Genomic DNA, 17,335 nt, shown 5'->3' on the forward strand with positions numbered 1-17,335 from the left:
CATTGAGATTATTGTAACGGTTGTCGCCTAGTTTTGAAGGCTGATCATTCCGGAAGAAGACCGGATTTTAAGGCGGAGAATCCATGCCAAAGGCCAGCGCAGTCAGCGTCCTCATTGTCGATGACCAGCAATCGATGCGGGGCATCTGTAAATACATCCTCACTCAGCTCGGGTTCAAGGACATCGTGGAGGCTAAATCGGGCCGCGATGCGCTGACCAAGCTTGAAAAGACCAGTGTCGATCTGATCATTTCCGACTGGAACATGGACGATGTCGACGGGCTGACGCTGCTCAAGGTGATCCGCAAGCACCCGCGCACGCAAGGGATGCCCTTCATCATGGCGACCGGCCGCTCCGACAAGGAACAGGTCAAGGAAGCCATCGAGAGCGGCGTGAACAATTACATCATCAAGCCCTATGACGCCGGAACGATGAAGAAACGCATCGAGGCGGTTATCGGCGCGCTGAGCTGAACGACCGCGATATTTGCGTTTGCAGGGGCGTCCATCGGGGCGCCCTTTTGCTTGGGTGGGCTTGGCAAGGCCGCCAGCCCATGGTTGAAGAGCAAAACGGGTGAGGGCGGCAAAGGCCATGACCACAAAGACCATCGGGCTGGTGGCCCATGATGAAAAGAAGGACGACATGGTCGCCTTCGCGCAGGCGCACAAGGACCGGCTGAGCGGTTTCACGCTGGTGGGCACGGGCACGACGGGCGGGCGCGTGGCGCAGGAAACCGGGCTCGCCGTCCTGGCGCTCAAGAGCGGTCCGCTGGGCGGGGATGCGCAGATCGGGGCGATGATCGCCGAGGGGCGGCTGGACGCGCTGATCTTCTTTATCGATCCCATGAGCGCCCTGCCGCACGATGTGGACGTCAAGGCGTTGACGCGGCTTGCGACGCTCTATGACATCCCGGTTGCCTACAACAAGTCCACAGCAGAAGCGGTGCTCAAAGCGCTTTGAGTTGACCGGAAGGCGCTGTTGTGAACAGATGCCGCAATTCCGGGGCTTTTTGACCTTTTGGTCCAACAAAAATTTGAGGGGCTGAGCATAAGCGTGGCGTTTGACGCGGTAATCGAGGTGCGTTCCGTTTCCAAGCGGTTTGGCGGACTTCTGGCTGTTTCCAATTGCTCGCTCGAAGTCGAGCGCGGGTCGATCACCGGGTTGATCGGGCCGAACGGGGCGGGCAAATCCACCCTGTTCAACATGGTGGCCGGCAATTTCGCGCCCACCAGCGGGCAGATCATCTTTGACGGGCAGGATATTACGGGGCTCAAGCCTCATGAGCTGTTCAGGCTGGGCATGTTGCGCACCTTCCAGATCGCGCATGAATTTTCCCAGATGACGGCGCTGGAAAACCTGATGATGGTGCCGGGCGACCAGCCGGGCGAGAGTCTTTCGACCCTGTGGCTCCAGCCGGGCAAAGCGGCGGCGCGCGAGGCCGAGGTGCGGAGCAAGGCCCTCGATGTCATCGATTTTCTCAAACTCGGGCACGTCAAGAACGAGTTGGCCGGCAATCTTTCGGGCGGGCAGAAAAAGCTGCTCGAACTTGGCCGTACCATGATGGTGGACGCCAAGATCGTGCTGCTCGACGAGGTGGCGGCGGGGGTCAACAAGACCCTGCTCAACGATCTGGCCGCCAATATCGAGCGCATGAACAAAGAGCTCGGCTATACCTTCTTTGTCATCGAGCACGACATGGATCTGATCGCGCGGCTGTGCGATCCGGTGATCGTGATGGCGCAGGGCGAGGTGATCGCCAAGGGCAATATGGAAGAGCTGCGGGCCAACCCGATGATCGTCGAGGCCTATTTCGGCGGCCCGGTGGAGGCAACGAAATGAGCCTTATCGATCTTAAGGACATCGTGGCCGGCTATGGCGGCGCGCCGATCCTGAATGGCGTCAATATGGCGATCGACGCCTCCGATATCGGGGTGATCGTCGGGCCGAACGGGGCGGGCAAATCCACGACGCTGAAAGCGATCTTCGGGCTTATTACGGTTGCGGGGGGCACGGTGACGTTCGACGGGCAGGACGTGACCAATTTCGAGGCCGACCGGCTGGTGCCGATGGGGCTCTCGTTCGTGCCCCAGGAGCACAACGTGTTTACCTCCATGTCGGTGCATGAAAATTTCGAGATGGGCGCGTTCGTGCGGCGCGACGACATCACTGAAAGCCTCGATATGGTCTATGAGATGTTTCCCGACCTCAAAGCCAAGCGCAAACAGCCGGCGGGCGAATTGTCGGGCGGGCAGCGCCAGATGGTGGCCATGGGGCGGGCGCTGATGAGCAAGCCCAAACTGTTGATGCTCGATGAGCCATCGGCCGGGCTTTCGCCGCGCTACATGATGGAAATCTTTGAACAGGTGGTCAAGATCAACGCCGCGGGCGTGGGGATCCTGATGGTCGAGCAGAATGCGCGCCAGGCGCTGGCATTCGCGACCAAGGGGTTCGTTCTGACCAGTGGACAGAACAGGTTCACCGGGACCGGGCAGGAACTGCTCGACGATCCGGATGTGGCCAAGAGCTTTCTTGGGGGGTAGCCGGGGAGCGCGGCCGGCAAAAGTGGCAACCGGTTTTGCGGTTCGGTCGCGCGACGAGGACGAAAAGACATGAACGATCTGATCTTTTTCTTCAATCAGGCGGTGATCGGGGGCGTTGTCCTCGGTTCTATCTATGCGCTTGGCGCGGTCGGTGTGACGCTGATCTTCGGCATTCTGCGGTTTGCCCATTTCGCCCATGGCGACATGATGACCATGGGGGCGTTCATCGCTTTCGTTCTGGCCGGCGTTTTGGCCGCGATGGGGATCGTGACGCCGATTCCGACCGGCGTGCTGGTCGTGCCTTTGGCCATGGTGCTGGCGGCGGGACTGGCGCTGGGGATCGACAAGGGGTTTTATGCGCCGCTTCGGGCGCGGGGCGCCAAGCCGGTGACATTGCTGATCGCCTCGATCGGGGTCACCATGATGATCCAGGGGCTGATCCGGCTGTTTTTCGGGGTGGAAACGCGCTCGTTTTTCGATACCGAGCCCAAGCAGATTTTCCGGCTCGAATTGCCCTTCGAGGGCGTGACGCGGCCGATTACCTTTACCGAGCCGCAGGTCTGGCTGGTGGCTTCGACTGCCGTTGCGGTGATCGCGCTGCATTACTTTCTCACCCGCTCGCGGCTGGGCAAGGGGATGCGGGCCATGGCCGACAATCCCGATCTCGCCAAGGTTTCAGGCATCAACACCAAGCTCGTCGTGCGGGTGACGTGGGTGATTGCGGGCGCTTTGGCGTGCCTGGCGGGCACCATGCTGGCGCTCGATGTGACGCTGAAACCCGATCTGGCCTTCAATATCGTGTTGCCGATCTTTGCCGCCGCCATTCTGGGCGGGCTTGGACATGCCTATGGGGCGATCGCCGGCGGGTTCGTTCTGGGCTTTGCCGAAACGCTGGCGGTGTTCAACTGGTCGGTGCTGTTGCGCCCGTTCCGGGACGTCTTGTGGTTCGACATCCCCAGTTCGCTGACGCTGGTGCAGTCGGAATACAAACTCACCGTCGCCTTCGTGATCCTTGTCGTCGTGCTTCTGGTGCGGCCTACGGGCATCTTCAAGGGAGCCTCCACATGACCGCGCGCTATATCGGGCTGTTTGCGGCGCTCTTTGCGCTCATCGTTTTCGTGGGTGTGATGATGGGCACCCCGTTCACCGTGCGGCTGATGGTGGAAGCCTTCGCCTTTGCGCTGATCGCCATGGGGCTCAATATCCAGTGGGGCTTTGGCGGGCTGTTCAATTTCGGCATTCTGGGGATGCTGATGGTGGGCGGGTTTGCCGTTACCTTCATCTCGTTCCCGGTCAATATGGCGTTCTGGGAGTCCGAGGGGCCGATGCTGCTCGGGCGCTCGGCGATCGCCGCGGCCATCGGGGCGGTGCTGATCTTTTTCGCCCATCGGGTGCAGCGGTTCGGGATCAGGGGGAAATGGCGCGGGGCGGTGATCGTTGTCGCGTGGTTTGCCGCCTATGTGATCTTCCGCACGCAGATGGACCCGGCGGCCAACACCATCACTTCGACCGCTGGCTGGGTCGGCGGGCTGGGCCTGCCGGTGATCCTTGGCTGGGCGTTCGGAGGTGTTCTGGCCGGGCTGATCGGCTTTCTGGTCGGCAAGGTCAGCCTCGGGCTGCGGGCCGACTACCTGGCGATTGCCACCATCGGAATCGCCGAGATCCTGCGGGCGGTGATCCGCAACATGGAATGGCTGACGCGCGGCACACTGACGGTTTCGCCCATTCCCTGGCCGGTGCCCAATCCGCAATATTATCAGGAGCTGGGCGTTTCGATTTCCGACAGTTTCGTTTACGCGCGCGGCGGGTTCCTGGCGCTGGTGGTGCTGATCGTGATCGCCGGGCTGTTTCTGATCCACAGGGCCTATCAGGGGCCGTGGGGCCGCATGATGCGAGCCATCCGCGACAATCACATCTCGGCGGCCTCAATGGGCAAGGACGTGACGGGACGGCAACTGGAAATCTTCATTTTCGGCTCGGTGCTCATGGGCATCGGCGGGGCGATCCTTGTCTCGTTCGTGGGCATATTCGATCCCTCGAGCTACCAGCCGATCAATCACACCTTCATCATCTGGGTGATGCTGATCGTGGGCGGCGCGGGCAACAATTTCGGGGCGCTGTTTGGCGGGCTGTTCATCTATATCGTGTGGATGCTGTCCGAACAGCTGGCGACGGGCCTGTTCGGGGCGGTGAGCAGCTGGTCGTCCTCCATGGGTTGGGGTGAAATTCCCGATATCGAAACCCGCGCCGTGCAGATGCGGATTTTCGTTCTGGGGCTGGTGGTGACCATTGCCCTCCGGTTTGCGCCAAAGGGGCTGTTGCCCGAGCATATCAGCCGTAAGGACTGAAGCTGGGGCCAGTCTTTCCCGATCCCATTTCGCGGCGGCGCTGCGAGATGGATTCCGGGAATAAATCCCGGAATGACAGTGGGTTAAGGAGCGGTTGGAGAACCAACTGGCAGGAAAAGAAAAAGCCCGGGATCGCTCCCGGGCTTTTTGTATTGGGGTCCTGGTCGGCTTATTCGATGACGCCGACTTCGACGAAGGAGCCGCCTTCGACGGTCAATTCGACGATCACGCCATCAACGTCGCCCGCTTCGTCGAAATCAAGATCGCCGCCGGCGCCCTGATAGTCGATGTCGGTGCCGGCCGCGATGAGTTCCTTGGCCTTTTCCCACTCGCCCGGCAGGATGGTTTCACCCGGAGCCGAAGAGACTTCACGCAGGGCAGCCGAGAGGCCTTCACGGTCGGCCGAGCCATTCTTTTCGATGGCCAGCGCCAGAAGGAAGGCGGCGTCGTAGGACTGGGGAGCGTAAACGTCGTTGGGGGTCAGGCCTGCGGCGGTGGCCAGTTCGGCGTAAACCGTGGCGCTTTCGCCTTCGAACGCACCGGCGCGGGTGGCGATCATGCCTTCCACGCTGCCCGCATCGATACCGGTGAACAGATCGTCGCCGACCATGCCGTCACCGCCAACGAAGGTAAGGAAGTTGCCCGATTCCAGTGCCTGGCGCAGCAGGGTCTGGCCCGAGGAATTGGCATAGGCGAGAACGACAAGGGTTTCAGCGCCCGAGGACGCGAGGTTGCCCAGTTCGGCGCGGTAGTCGGCCTTGCCATCTTCATGGGCGAGGTTGGCCGCGACGGTGCCGCCGCCGGCTTCATAGGCCGAAACCACGGCATCGGCGAAACCCGAACCATAGTCGTTGTTGACATAGGTCAGCGCGATTTCGGTGATGTCCTTGGAGAGCAGCAGCTCGGCGAGCTTTTCGCCCTGGAAAGCATCGGAGGGGGTGGTGCGGAAGACAAGGTCGTTGTCTTCGAGCGTGGTCAGCGCCGGGGCCGTGGAGGCCGGCGAGATCATGACCACACCGCCGGGAATGGCAGCGGAATTGGCGCCGCCGATGGTTTCACCTGTACACAGGCCGCCCACAATGGCGGTAACCTGATCGGTGTTGACCAGACGGTCCGTGGCGTTGGCTGCCGCTGTCGCATCGCAGGCCCCGTCGGCCGAAACGATCGTGAGCGTGCCGCCATCAAGGATGCCGCCCTGATCGTTGATCTGCTGGACGGCGAGTTCGGCGCCAGCAAAGATCGGCGGGGTCAGGCTTTCGATGGGGCCGGTGAAGCCGCCGACAAAGCCGAGCGTGACGTCCTGTGCTACGGCGGGCGACGCGGCCGACAGAACACCCGCAGCGACCGCAAGGGTCAGAGATTTTTTGATATGACGCATGATATCCCTCAAAAGTTTGGTCGTGCCATGCCCCTCCCGTGCCGCTTGGCGATCTTTTCGGTTCGGGCAGCCCAACAGGAAAAAGGCCCACTCGCTGGACCCGCTCCAAGCGATACCATTGCACAGTTGCGTTTATGGAGTCATCAGGTTTTGGCAGGAATTTTCGTGAGCCTACAGTTGCTTAACGGGCGGGCTTTTGCCAGTTATGATCTTTGTCCATCCAGGGAGGCCGGGACAGCCGATGCGCGCTAAGAAGGTCCTGTTGCTTGTGGCGGCGCTGAATCTCGCACCGATGGCCGCTCCGGCGCAAATCCAGACGCTCGATACCACCGGCGGCGCGCGGGCGGGCGAGGAGCGCCCGGACGGGTCGGAACACACCGATGCCTCCGCTCCACCCGCGCCGTGCGGCACGGCCGAGATCACCATTGCCGAGATGGGCTGGCCCTCGGCGGCAATCTTAGCCAATATCCACGCCACGCTGCTGCGCGCCGAATATCAATGCGCGGTGCGGCTGGTGCCCGGCGAGCCCGAGGCAATGCTCTCGTCGATGGCGACGACGCAACAGCCGGCGGTGGCGCCGGAGTTGTGGGTGTCACGCCAGGCCGAAGTGTGGAACGGGGCGATGCAGGCGCGCAGCGCCAGGGCCGCAGCACCGGCCTTTAGCGGTGGGCCGCTCGAAGCGTGGTTCGTGCCCTCCTATGTCATCGAAAACAATCGTGGGCTGGATGGCGCAAGCGATATCCTGGATCACTGGCAGGTGTTCGTTCCGGCGGGCGAAAGCCGCGCCAAGCTCCACTCATGTCCGGCCGAGTGGGCCTGCGCAATCATCAACAGGAACATGGCGGCGGGGCTGGGCCTTGATGAGCGCTTCGATATCGTCGAGCCGCTTGACAGGTTCGCCATGGACGGGGCGCTGACCGATGCGGTGAGCCAGCGCCGGCCCGTTCTGACCTATTATTGGCAGCCCAACGCGTTGATCGACCGGCTCGATCTGGTGCCGCTCGACATGGGCGGGTTCGATGCCGGCAATGCCCAATGCATGGCGATCCGCGATTGCGTGCCGTTCGGCGGATCGGGATTTGCGCCCGACACGGTCGTGATCGCCGTGGCCGAATGGGTGTTTTCCGATACGCCCGACATTGCCGATTATTTGGCGCGGGCTTCGATGCCGCTTGATGAAATGAACCGGCTCTTGGCCTGGCAGGCCGAGAACGAGGCGAGCCCGGAGGCCGTGGCGCAGCATTTTCTCATCACGGGACAAGATATCTGGCAGGGCTGGGTGGGCAATGGCGCTGACACGGTGCCGGCAGGCGAGGATGAGACCCAATAAGAAAACGCTAACCATCAGGACGGCTGATCGCACCATTGTCGCAAGACTGTAACACAGCGGGCCGACACTGAAAGATTGCAGGGTTTTGTTCTCGTGCTAAGCTTAAGCTATTGATTTCATAGAAATATATCCAGCGGCGTTCACTCCCCGTTAAAGCCGGGCCCGTAAGGTCCGGTCGAACAAGTGGTCGTGGCGTTGCATGCGTACAGAACTTTCCCTCACCAATATCCTGGCCGTTTATCGTGGCACTGCGTTGGCCGCGGGTGGCGCCGGTTGCCTGATCGCGGTTGCTGCTGTTGAAGCGCTGATTGCCCGATGGCTGGGGCTGTCGCACGAGAGCGTGGCGCTGCCGGCGGTGGCGATGGGCGGGATGGCGCTTCTGGCCGTCGTGATCTGGGGCTATTTCTCCCTGCGCAGAGCACTGGTGCTTGCCGAAGCGCAGCGGCGCGAATTGCTGGCTTCGCTCAACCGCGACGCGCTGACGGGCGCTTTCAACCGCAAATATTTTCTCGACCGGCTGCGTGAGATGGTGCGGGCCGCCGAGCGGATGCCCGTGGCCTATATCCAGATCGACATGGATCATCTCAAAGCGATCAACGACGGAACGGGGCATGCGGCGGGGGACCAGGCGCTGGTGCGGCTGGTGCGCACGCTTGAGGACCTTGTGCCCGGAGCGGTGATCGGCCGGCTGGGCGGGGACGAATTCGCTCTCGCTCTGGCCGGGGTCAGCTCCAAGGCCGCGCTGAAGCGGCTGGGAGAGCGGGTGCTCGAAGCGCTCGACCGTCCGGCGCCGCTGGCCGGACGCGACACGCGGCTTTCGGCCACCATGGGCATTGCAACGGCGCCCGGCGACGCGGGGGATGCCGATACGCTGATCTCGAAGGCCGATCTGGCGCTTTACAAAGGTAAAAATGGCGGGCGCGGCAGAGTGATCGCCTTCGAGCGCGAATTGCTGAGCGAGGAACGCTATCAGCGATTTATCGAGCGCGAATTGCGGGCGGCGATCCTGATGGATGAGCTAGAAATCCATTATCAACCGGTTTTCGGCAGGGACGGACGCAAGCGATCGGTGGAGGCGCTGGTGCGCTGGCGCCATTCGGTGCGCGGGATGATTTCGCCGGGGGCGTTCGTGCCGATCGCCGAACAGTCCGATCTGATCGCCAAGCTGGGGCAATGGGTTTTGCGGCGGGTGTGCGCCGACGTTTCACGATTGCCGACCGACGTTGTGGCGATCAACGTTTCGGCGGCCGAATTGCGCCATCCCGACTATGCGGCGCGCTTTGCCGAGGAGATTGCCGCCGCCGGACTGCTGGGCGAACGGTTCATCGTCGAGATCACCGAGACGGCGCCCTTGCACAAGAATTCGGTCGAACGGACCAATCTGGAATTCCTGCGGGCGCTGGGGGTACGAATTGCGGTCGATGATTTCGGGGCCGGGCATGCCAGCCTTGGATATCTGCGCGATCTCTCCTTTGATATCCTGAAAATCGACAGGGCGTATGTGTCCGAGATCACCTCGCGGCCCGTGGATTCGATGATCGTTGAATCGATCTGCAAGATTGCCCAGGGGCTGGGGATCGAGGTGATTGCCGAGGGCGTGGAAACGCCCGAGCAGCATGCGGCACTGGTGGGGCTGGGCTGTACGGGGTTCCAGGGCTTTCTTTTGGGCCGGCCAGCGCCGCTTGAAGCTGCGATGGGTCCCCAGGACGCGGATGTCAAAGCAGCCTGACCCTTATGGGCTCTGTTGCGCACCGGTGGCCTTGATGGCTATAAGAGCGGTGAGTGATGGGAACTTTTCCGCGCCAGGGAGAACGGGTTTTGGATATCAGGAAGATAAATGACCGCGTGAGCGTTTCGGGGCAGATCCTGCCGTCCGATATAGAGACGATCAAACAGGCGGGCTTTGTCTCGATCATCAACAACCGCCCCGATGGCGAGGCGCCCGACCAGCCGGCGGGTGCCGAAATCGCGGCAGCGGCAAAGGCCGCGGGCCTTGGCTATTATGAAATTCCCATGGGCCGCGAGGGCGTGACCCCGGACATGGTGGCCGCCACCCGCGCCGCAATGGACGAGAGCGATGGGCCGGTGTTTGCGTTTTGCCGCTCGGGCACGCGCTCGACAACGCTGTGGGCGCTCAGCCAGGCGGGCACTGACCCTTCGGATGTGATCATCGATTCCGCTGCCAAGGCCGGCTACGACATGAGCCATCTGGCCGCCCATCTGGACAAACCGATCTCCTGATCGGGTGGCGGAAGGGATATTTTCCCTTCGGTCCGTCTTTCTTGCGGCCGGCCTGGTTAGGACATTACGATCAGCGGACGCGTATCCCGTGTATCTCAGGCCCGGCCGGAATGTTTCCGTCTTTCGTTCAATTGTGGAAATGATCCAAGTCGTTGTCTCATCGCGCGCCCGAACGGCAAAACCGGTTCCGCTTTTTGGCTGGAGGCGCTTATCCTAACCAATATAGTGTCCACCGATCCGGGCACGCTCTAGCAGGGGGTTTCCCAGTCCATGACGATCAAGAAGATTCTCGTCGCCAACCGCTCTGAGATTGCGATCCGGGTGTTCCGGGCCGCCAACGAGCTGGGGCTGAAAACGGTTGCGGTGTTTGCCGAGGAGGACAAGCTGGCGCTGCACCGGTTCAAGGCGGACGAGGCCTATCTGATCGGGCAGGGCAAGGGGCCGGTGGAAGCCTATCTGCAGATCGACGAATATATCCGCGTGGCGCGGATTTCGGGCGCCGATGCGATCCATCCCGGTTACGGGCTCCTGTCGGAAAGTCCCGAGTTTGCCGATGCGTGCGAAGATGCCGGGATCATCTTTATCGGGCCGAAAGCGCAGACCATGCGCGATCTGGGCAACAAGGTCGCGGCGCGCAACATGGCGATCAAGGCGGGCGTGCCGGTGGTTCCTGCCACGGACCCATTGCCCGACGATCTCGATGAAGTGGCCAAAATGGCCGATGCGATCGGTTATCCCCTGATGCTCAAGGCAAGCTGGGGCGGGGGCGGGCGCGGCATGCGGCGCATCACCGATCCCAAGCAGTTGCGGGCCGAAGTGTCCGAGGGCAAGCGCGAGGCCAAGGCGGCGTTCGGCAAGGACGAGATGTATCTCGAAAAGCTCGTCGAAAAGGCCCGGCACGTCGAGGTGCAATTGCTTGGCGACGATCATGGCAATCTGGTGCATCTGTTCGAGCGCGACTGTTCGGTGCAGCGGCGCAACCAGAAGGTGGTTGAGCGGGCGCCGGCGCCTTATCTTTCGGAAGAGACCCGCAAGGCGCTGACCGACGCGGCGCTGAAGCTGGGCAATGAAGCAAATTATCGTTGCGCGGGGACTGTCGAGTTCCTGATGGATGCCCAGACCGACGAGTTCTATTTCATCGAGGTCAATCCGCGCATCCAGGTCGAACATACCGTGACCGAAGAGGTGACGGGCATCGATATCGTCAAGGCCCAGATCAGGGTGATGGACGGGGCGGTGATCGGGACGCCACAATCGGGGGTGCCTGAGCAAAAAGACATTGTCTTGCACGGCCATGCGCTGCAATGCCGGGTGACCACCGAGGACCCCGAAGAAAACTTCATCCCCGATTACGGCCGGATCACCGCCTATCGCGGGGCGACCGGGTTCGGGGTGCGGCTCGATGGCGGGACGGCCTATTCGGGCGCGATCATCACGCGGTTCTACGACCCGCTCTTGGAAAAGGTGACCTGCTGGGCGCCGACGCCCGAGGAAGCGATTGCACGGATGGACCGGGCGCTGCGCGAGTTCCGCATTCGCGGGGTTTCGACCAATCTGGCGTTCCTCGAAAACATCATCTCGCACCCCAAATTCTGCGACAACACCTATACGACCCGGTTCATCGACACGACGCCCGAACTGTTCGATATCGAAAAGCGCAAGGACCGGGCGACCAAGCTTTTGACCTATATTGCCGATGTGACGGTGAACGGGCACCCCGAAGTGCGCGATCGGCCCAGGCCGCCGGCAAATGCGGCGGCGCCTGTGGTGCCGGAATATCCGCCGCTTTCGGTGGTCGAAGGCAGCCGGCAAATCCTCGAGCGCGACGGCGCCAAGGGGCTGGCCGACTGGATGAAGGCGCAAAGCCGGGTGCTGTTCACCGACACGACGATGCGCGACGGGCACCAGAGCCTTCTGGCCACGCGCATGCGCACGTTCGACATGGAAAAGATCGCCAAGGCCTATAGCCGCGGCTTGCCGGACCTGTTCTCGCTCGAATGCTGGGGCGGGGCAACGTTTGACGTTTCCATGCGGTTTCTGAACGAAGACCCCTGGGAGCGGCTGAAAAAGATCCGCGAGGGTGCGCCCAATATCCTGACCCAGATGCTGCTGCGTGGCGCCAATGGTGTGGGCTACACCAATTATCCCGACAATGTGGTGCAGTTCTTCGTCAAAAAGGCTGCCGAGGGCGGGATCGATATCTTCCGGGTGTTCGACTGCCTGAACTGGGTCGAGAACATGCGGGTGGCCATGGATGCGGTGATCGAGAGCGGCAAGGTCTGCGAGGGCGTTGTGTGCTACACCGGCGACATGCTCGACCCGGACCGGGCCAAATACGACCTCAAATATTACGTTGGGCTGGCCAAGGAACTCGAAGCTGCGGGCGCGCATGTGCTGGGCATCAAGGACATGGCCGGGGTGATGAAGGCGCCGGCGGCCAAAAAGCTGTTCGCGACGCTCAAGGACGAGATCGGGCTGCCGATCCATTTCCACACGCACGATACCTCGGGGGCTTCGGCGGCGACGGTTCTGGCGGCCTGCGAGGCGGGTGTGGATGCCGTGGATGCGGCGATGGACTCGTTTTCGGGCACCACGAGCCAGCCCACGCTTGGATCGCTGGTGGCCGCGCTTGAGGGAACCGAGCGCGATTCGCAGCTTTCGCCCAAGGCGATACGGGAAATCTCGTTTTACTGGGAAGCGGTGCGCACCCAGTATCGCGCCTTTGAGAGTGACTTGAAGGGCGGCGCTTCCGAGGTCTATCTGCACGAAATGCCGGGCGGGCAGTTCACCAATCTCAAGGAACAGGCCCGCTCGATGGGGCTGGAAACCCGCTGGCACGAGGTTGCCCAGACCTATGCCGACGTCAACCAGATGTTTGGCGATATCGTCAAGGTGACGCCAAGCTCGAAGGTTGTGGGCGACATGGCGCTGGCCATGGTGTCTTCGGGCCTCAAGCGCGCCGATGTGGAAAATCCCGACAAGGACGTCTCTTTCCCCGATTCGGTCGTGGGGTTCTTTGCCGGGGATCTGGGCCAGCCGACCGGCGGGTTTCCCGAGGCGCTGCAAAAGAAGGTCCTGAAAGGCAAGAAGGCTCTGACCGAGCGGCCCGGCAAGGGTCTCGCGCCGGCCGACCTTGAAGCGGAGCGCAAGAAGGCCGAGGAGGTCTCGGGGATGGAAATCGATGATTTCCGGCTCGCCTCGTATCTGATGTATCCGAAGGTTTTTGCCGAGTTCGCCAAGGCGCAGGAGCTTTACGGCCCGACCGAAGTGCTGCCGACCCCTGTCTATTTCTACGGGCTCAATCCGGCCGACGAGATTCTCGTCGATCTGGAAAAGGGCAAGACCATGGTGGTCCAGTTCCTCGGACAATCGGAAACCAATGAAAAGGGCATGGTGCGGGTGTTTTTCGACCTCAACGGTCAGCCGCGCGCCGTTGCCGTTCCCGATCGGCTCAAGGCCGGCGACATCGTTGCCCGGCCCAAGGCCGTAGCGGGGGATGCCAAGCAGGTCGGGGCGCCCATGCCGGGGGTCATCTCGTCACTGGCCGTTCAGGCCGGCCAGAGAGTTCAGGCGGGCGACGTGCTGCTCTCGATCGAGGCGATGAAGATGGAAACCGCCCTGCACGCCGAGGCGGACGGGACGGTGGCCGAAGTCCTGGTCAAGCCCGGCGATCAAATCGATGCAAAGGATCTTTTGGTCCGCATCGAATAGCCAAAACCTCTCATTGGGCCATGCTCCCGGCCAAGAAAAAGGACGGCGCGGAAATCCGGGCCGTCCAAGGCAAGGGGGAGGAGATCAATCATAAAGTCCGGACAAAACCGGGAAAGGACGACCCGCGCCGGAAGGAAACGCGGGTCGCCAAAGCGCTAGATCGTGCCCATCAGCATGAGGATGAGGACGACAACCAAAATGACGCCAAGAATGCCCGTGGGGCCGTAGCCCCAGGCGCGCGAATATCCCCAGGTGGGCAGGGCGCCGATCAAAAGCAAAATCAAAATGATAATCAGAATCGTCGAAAGGCCCATTTTTCAAATTCCCTCACAGTGACCATTATGGCCTGTAAAACTTACGTGAAGGGCAAATGGTTCCCGCGGACAGGCTTTTTCAGACTCTGCGCGCCGTTCCATCGATGATCGGCCCGTCTCTTCGGGCACGAACCGGCGCTGTAACCGGCAGGCGCGAAACGATCCAGCTGACGATGAGCGGCACCAGAATGAGGTCATCGATCCAGCCGAGAACCGGAATAAAATCGGTAATCAGATCGACGGGCCAGACCAGATAGGCCGCGGCCGCAACGGTCGCGAACTTGAGATAGAGCGGGGTGCCCGGCGACCAGAAGGCCTTCCAGAGCAGAAACGCTTCCTTGCGAAACCGCAGGAAGCGAGGCAGCAGGAGGGAAGCGAGATTTTTTATCATGGGTTTTAGATAGGGACCGGCGAACCCCTTTCAAGACCGCCAGAGCATTTCAGCGCTTCCTGGAATCGCTTCAATCGCTCGGGGTCTTTGCTGGTCGCGCTTCCGAACCGGATAAGTGGTGCCACTTGTCCTGGAAGCACTCTTGGTCGCATAGGCGCAACATTGCACTGATGTTTGCTAGGGCTTATGTGTTCGGCGAGAACAAAGAGTACGGGTCATGGCAGGTCCAGAGCAGCGCAAGAAAACGGTCGGAGTCGATGTCGGCGGGGTTGTGGTCGGGGGTGGCAATCCCATCGTCGTCCAATCGATGACCAATACCGACACCGCCGATATCGAATCCACGGTCCGGCAGGTGGCGGCGCTGGCCCGAGCCGGCTCGGAGATCGTCCGTATCACCGTGGACCGCGACGAGGCCGCCGCGGCTGTGCCTCATATCCGCGACCGGCTGATGGTGCGCGGCATCGACGTGCCGCTGGTGGGCGATTTCCACTATATCGGGCACAAGCTATTGTCCGACCATCCCGCCTGTGCAGAGGCCTTAGCCAAATACCGGATCAATCCGGGCAATGTGGGGTTCAAGGACAAGCGCGACAAGCAGTTTTCCCAGATGATCGAAATCGCCAACCGGTATGAAAAACCGGTGCGGATCGGGGTCAACTGGGGGTCGCTCGACCAGGAATTGCTGACCGTTCTGATGGATGAAAACGCAGGCCGCGCCGAGCCCTGGAGCGCGGCGCATGTGCAGCGCGAAGCAATCATCCGTTCGGCGATCCTTTCGGCCGAGCGGGCCGAAGAGCTGGGCATGGGGCGCGACAAGATCATCTTGTCGACCAAGGTGTCGGACGTCCAGCAACTGATTTCGGTCTATGAGGAGCTGGCGGCGCGCTGCGATTATGCGCTGCATCTGGGACTGACCGAGGCGGGGATGGGATCGAAAGGGATCGTTGCCTCCTCGGCTGCGCTGGGCATTCTGCTCCAGCAGGGGATCGGAGATACGATCCGCATTTCGCTGACGCCCGAGCCCGGCGGTGACCGGACGCTGGAAGTCAAAGTCGCTCAGGAACTGCTCCAGACCATGGGGTTCCGGCAGTTCGTGCCGGTGGTTGCCGCGTGTCCAGGCTGCGGGCGGACGACATCGACTACGTTCCAGACCCTGGCCAAGGACATTCAGGATCATCTTTCGACATCGATGCCGGAATGGCGGGAGAAATATCCCGGCGTCGAGGCGATGAGCGTTGCCGTGATGGGCTGCATCGTCAACGGGCCGGGGGAATCCAAACACGCCGATATCGGCATCTCGCTGCCCGGTACCGGTGAGGCGCCCTCGGCGCCGGTGTTTATCGAGGGCAAGAAGGTGACAACGCTCAAGGGGGCGGATGTGGCCGACCAGTTCAAGGCCATGGTGGCCGACTATATCGAAAACCGGTTCGGGGCGGGGCGAGCCAAACCGGCGGCGGAATGAGCGCCGTTCTCCTTGATGCCATCGTAGCGCTTGATGCGAGGGTTCTGGCTGGTCATACGGCACAGGCGGGCGACGCGTTTGATGCTGCGGACCATCGGCAAAAGGTTGCGGCATCGCTCGAGACGTCGCAACTGATCTGTGTCGAGCGGGATGGCCGGCACGTGGCTCACACCTATTTCAGGCCGCTGGCGGAGGGGCGCTGGTTTGTCGGTGCGTTCAGTGTCGATCCGGCGCATCGCAACGCTTCGGTTCTGGCCGAAATCGGGCGGCGGATGGCGGCGATCATGGAGGATGAGGGTATCGAGACGCTCGAAAGCCATGTCTATCGCACCAATGAATTGTCATTGGCTTTTCATGAAAAGCTGGGATTTGAGCGGTTCATGGAAAACGAGAAGGGGTTTGCCTTGCGCATCGAGCGGGCGCGTCTTGCAACATCGGCGCTCGGCAGGCGCCTGGGCGGGCGGCGATGAGCGCGATTTCCATTCGCCCGGCACTGGCGGGGGACGCTAAAGAGGCGGCCGCGCTTCTGCGGCGCTCGATTGTCGAGCTTTGCGTGCCCGACCATGGCAATGATGCCGAGCGGCTGGAGCACTGGCTTTCCAACAAGACGCCGGAACATTTTGTGAAGTGGATCGACGATCCGTTCAATACGATTTTTGTGGCTTTCGCCAACGGCCGGATGGTCAGTGCCGGAGGGGTTCGGGACGGGGAGGGGATCGTCCTCAACTATGTGCATCCCGAGAGCCGGTTCATGGGCGTATCGGGGGCGATGATGGTTCATCTCGAAGAGATGTTGCGGGGGCGGGGCGTTCCGGTGGCCAATCTTGTCAGCACGATTACGGCGCGCCGGTTTTACGAGGCGAGAGGTTATCGCGAGCGCGATCTGTTGCCCGAGCAGCGGCCGCCTTTCGGGATCGCGATGGAAAAGCGGCTGTAGGACCGATCGACATTCAACCGTCGGTGCCAAAAAGAACCGCTTGTCGATTGTTGAAATGCTGCTGGACCCCGGGAACAAGTCCCGGGGTGACAAGGAGGTGGGTATGAAGACGGCGTTGCCTCAAACTCACCCTGTCATTCCAGAATGCTCCGCAGGGCAATCGATCCACCGGATCGATTTCTGATCCTGCTCCAATCCCACAATCCGGTGTGGCGCCAACCAAAAGTGCCTGAATGCCGGTTCAGCCTAGAGCCTTCGCCATCGACCGCGGGGGGGTGCTGGTTGCCTCAAAACCGGATGTGCTAGGCTGCCGGTCATGGCAATGCCCGACCATACTCCCGATCCCCAAGTGGTGGCCGCGTCCGATGCAATGATCGCGGGCGTGCCGGGCGTTGTGCGCAAGGGCGCGCAGATGCCCTATGTCTCGATCAATGGCAATATGTACGCGTCTGTCTCCCAGGCCAATGTCATTGGACTGCGGCTTGGGAAGGCCGACCTTGCCAAATTTCTCGAGGCGTTCGAGACGACGTTGTTCGAGGGCGTGCCGGGTCATTTCATGAAGGAATATGGTGCGGTGCCTCACGCCCTCCTTGCCCAGCCGGATACGCTGCGCGCCTGGTTTGCAAGGAGCTACGCCCATGCGTCGGCCCTCAAGCCCAAGGCGACGAAGCGTTAGAGCCGTA

The 17,335-nt window shown here is 61.6% G+C and carries 17 protein-coding genes; 14 read left to right on the plus strand and 3 right to left on the minus strand.

The window, feature by feature from the left end:
* The first annotated feature begins 83 nt into the window (after positions 1-83).
* From OF122_RS02680 to OF122_RS02705, 6 genes are all read left to right on the plus strand, one after another.
* On the plus strand, positions 84-473 hold the full coding sequence (locus tag OF122_RS02680) for a response regulator (protein WP_014132207.1): 390 nt from the start codon (positions 84-86) through the stop codon (positions 471-473).
* 118 nt (positions 474-591) lie between these two features.
* The gene (locus tag OF122_RS02685; protein WP_264226314.1) at positions 592-960 is read left to right on the plus strand and encodes a methylglyoxal synthase; all 369 of its coding nucleotides are present in this window, start codon (positions 592-594) and stop codon (positions 958-960) included.
* A gap of 93 nt (positions 961-1,053) precedes the next feature.
* Complete coding sequence (locus OF122_RS02690) at positions 1,054-1,839, plus strand: ABC transporter ATP-binding protein (protein WP_264226315.1); 786 nt, start codon at positions 1,054-1,056, stop codon at positions 1,837-1,839.
* Positions 1,836-2,540: an ABC transporter ATP-binding protein gene (locus OF122_RS02695; RefSeq protein WP_264226316.1), complete on the plus strand. Its 705-nt coding sequence runs from the start codon at positions 1,836-1,838 to the stop codon at positions 2,538-2,540. The genes OF122_RS02690 and OF122_RS02695 overlap by 4 nt, the downstream gene beginning before the upstream one ends.
* 69 nt (positions 2,541-2,609) lie before the next feature.
* The gene (locus tag OF122_RS02700) at positions 2,610-3,608 is read left to right on the plus strand and encodes a branched-chain amino acid ABC transporter permease (protein WP_264226317.1); all 999 of its coding nucleotides are present in this window, start codon (positions 2,610-2,612) and stop codon (positions 3,606-3,608) included.
* Complete coding sequence (locus OF122_RS02705) at positions 3,605-4,888, plus strand: branched-chain amino acid ABC transporter permease (protein ID WP_264226318.1); 1,284 nt, start codon at positions 3,605-3,607, stop codon at positions 4,886-4,888. Before OF122_RS02700 ends, OF122_RS02705 begins: the two co-directional genes overlap by 4 nt.
* A gap of 169 nt (positions 4,889-5,057) precedes the next feature.
* Here OF122_RS02705 and OF122_RS02710 read toward each other — a convergent pair whose 3' ends face one another.
* Positions 5,058-6,266 carry an ABC transporter substrate-binding protein gene (locus OF122_RS02710; RefSeq protein WP_264226319.1) on the minus strand — a complete coding sequence of 403 codons (1,209 nt, stop codon included), beginning with the start codon at positions 6,264-6,266 and terminating at the stop codon, positions 5,058-5,060.
* 241 nt (positions 6,267-6,507) lie between these two features.
* Here OF122_RS02710 and OF122_RS02715 point away from each other — a divergent pair, with 241 nt between their 5' ends.
* The 4 genes from OF122_RS02715 to pyc all read left to right on the plus strand — a co-directional run bounded on the left by OF122_RS02715 (position 6,508) and on the right by pyc (position 13,548).
* Positions 6,508-7,596, plus strand: coding sequence for a glycine betaine ABC transporter substrate-binding protein (locus tag OF122_RS02715; RefSeq protein WP_264226320.1), 1,089 nt, complete (start codon positions 6,508-6,510; stop codon positions 7,594-7,596).
* Between the two features lie 199 nt (positions 7,597-7,795).
* Positions 7,796-9,325: a putative bifunctional diguanylate cyclase/phosphodiesterase gene (locus tag OF122_RS02720; RefSeq protein WP_264226321.1), complete on the plus strand. Its 1,530-nt coding sequence runs from the start codon at positions 7,796-7,798 to the stop codon at positions 9,323-9,325.
* A gap of 89 nt (positions 9,326-9,414) precedes the next feature.
* Positions 9,415-9,837, plus strand: a complete 423-nt coding sequence (locus OF122_RS02725; protein WP_264226322.1) for a TIGR01244 family sulfur transferase — start codon at positions 9,415-9,417, stop codon at positions 9,835-9,837.
* 270 nt (positions 9,838-10,107) lie between these two features.
* A complete protein-coding gene (gene pyc, locus OF122_RS02730; RefSeq protein WP_264226323.1) occupies positions 10,108-13,548 on the plus strand; it encodes a pyruvate carboxylase in 3,441 nt (1,146 codons plus the stop codon).
* 155 nt (positions 13,549-13,703) lie between these two features.
* Here the strand turns inward: pyc and OF122_RS02735 are convergent, their stop codons facing one another.
* Positions 13,704-13,862, minus strand: coding sequence for a DUF3309 family protein (locus OF122_RS02735; RefSeq protein ID WP_014132194.1), 159 nt, complete (start codon positions 13,860-13,862; stop codon positions 13,704-13,706).
* Positions 13,863-13,941: 79 nt separating this feature from the next.
* The gene (locus OF122_RS02740) at positions 13,942-14,253 is read right to left on the minus strand and encodes a YkvA family protein (protein ID WP_264226324.1); all 312 of its coding nucleotides are present in this window, start codon (positions 14,251-14,253) and stop codon (positions 13,942-13,944) included.
* 217 nt (positions 14,254-14,470) lie between these two features.
* On the opposite strand from OF122_RS02740, the gene ispG reads away from it, so the two are divergent.
* The 4 genes from ispG (at position 14,471) to OF122_RS02760 (ending at position 17,328) form a co-directional block, all read left to right on the plus strand.
* A complete protein-coding gene (gene ispG / locus OF122_RS02745; RefSeq protein WP_264226325.1) occupies positions 14,471-15,715 on the plus strand; it encodes a flavodoxin-dependent (E)-4-hydroxy-3-methylbut-2-enyl-diphosphate synthase in 1,245 nt (414 codons plus the stop codon).
* Positions 15,712-16,185, plus strand: coding sequence for a GNAT family N-acetyltransferase (locus tag OF122_RS02750; protein ID WP_264226326.1), 474 nt, complete (start codon positions 15,712-15,714; stop codon positions 16,183-16,185). The genes ispG and OF122_RS02750 overlap by 4 nt, the downstream gene beginning before the upstream one ends.
* Positions 16,182-16,652, plus strand: a complete 471-nt coding sequence (locus OF122_RS02755) for a GNAT family N-acetyltransferase (RefSeq protein ID WP_264226327.1) — start codon at positions 16,182-16,184, stop codon at positions 16,650-16,652. The genes OF122_RS02750 and OF122_RS02755 overlap by 4 nt, the downstream gene beginning before the upstream one ends.
* Positions 16,653-16,968: 316 nt before the next feature.
* Entirely contained in the window at positions 16,969-17,328 is a 360-nt protein-coding gene (locus tag OF122_RS02760; protein WP_264226328.1) for a hypothetical protein, read from the plus strand.
* The last annotated feature ends 7 nt before the right edge of the window (positions 17,329-17,335 follow it).

Origin of the sequence: Pelagibacterium flavum, assembly GCF_025854335.1 — a bacterium.
Classification (GTDB): Bacteria; Pseudomonadota; Alphaproteobacteria; order Rhizobiales; family Devosiaceae; genus Pelagibacterium; species Pelagibacterium flavum.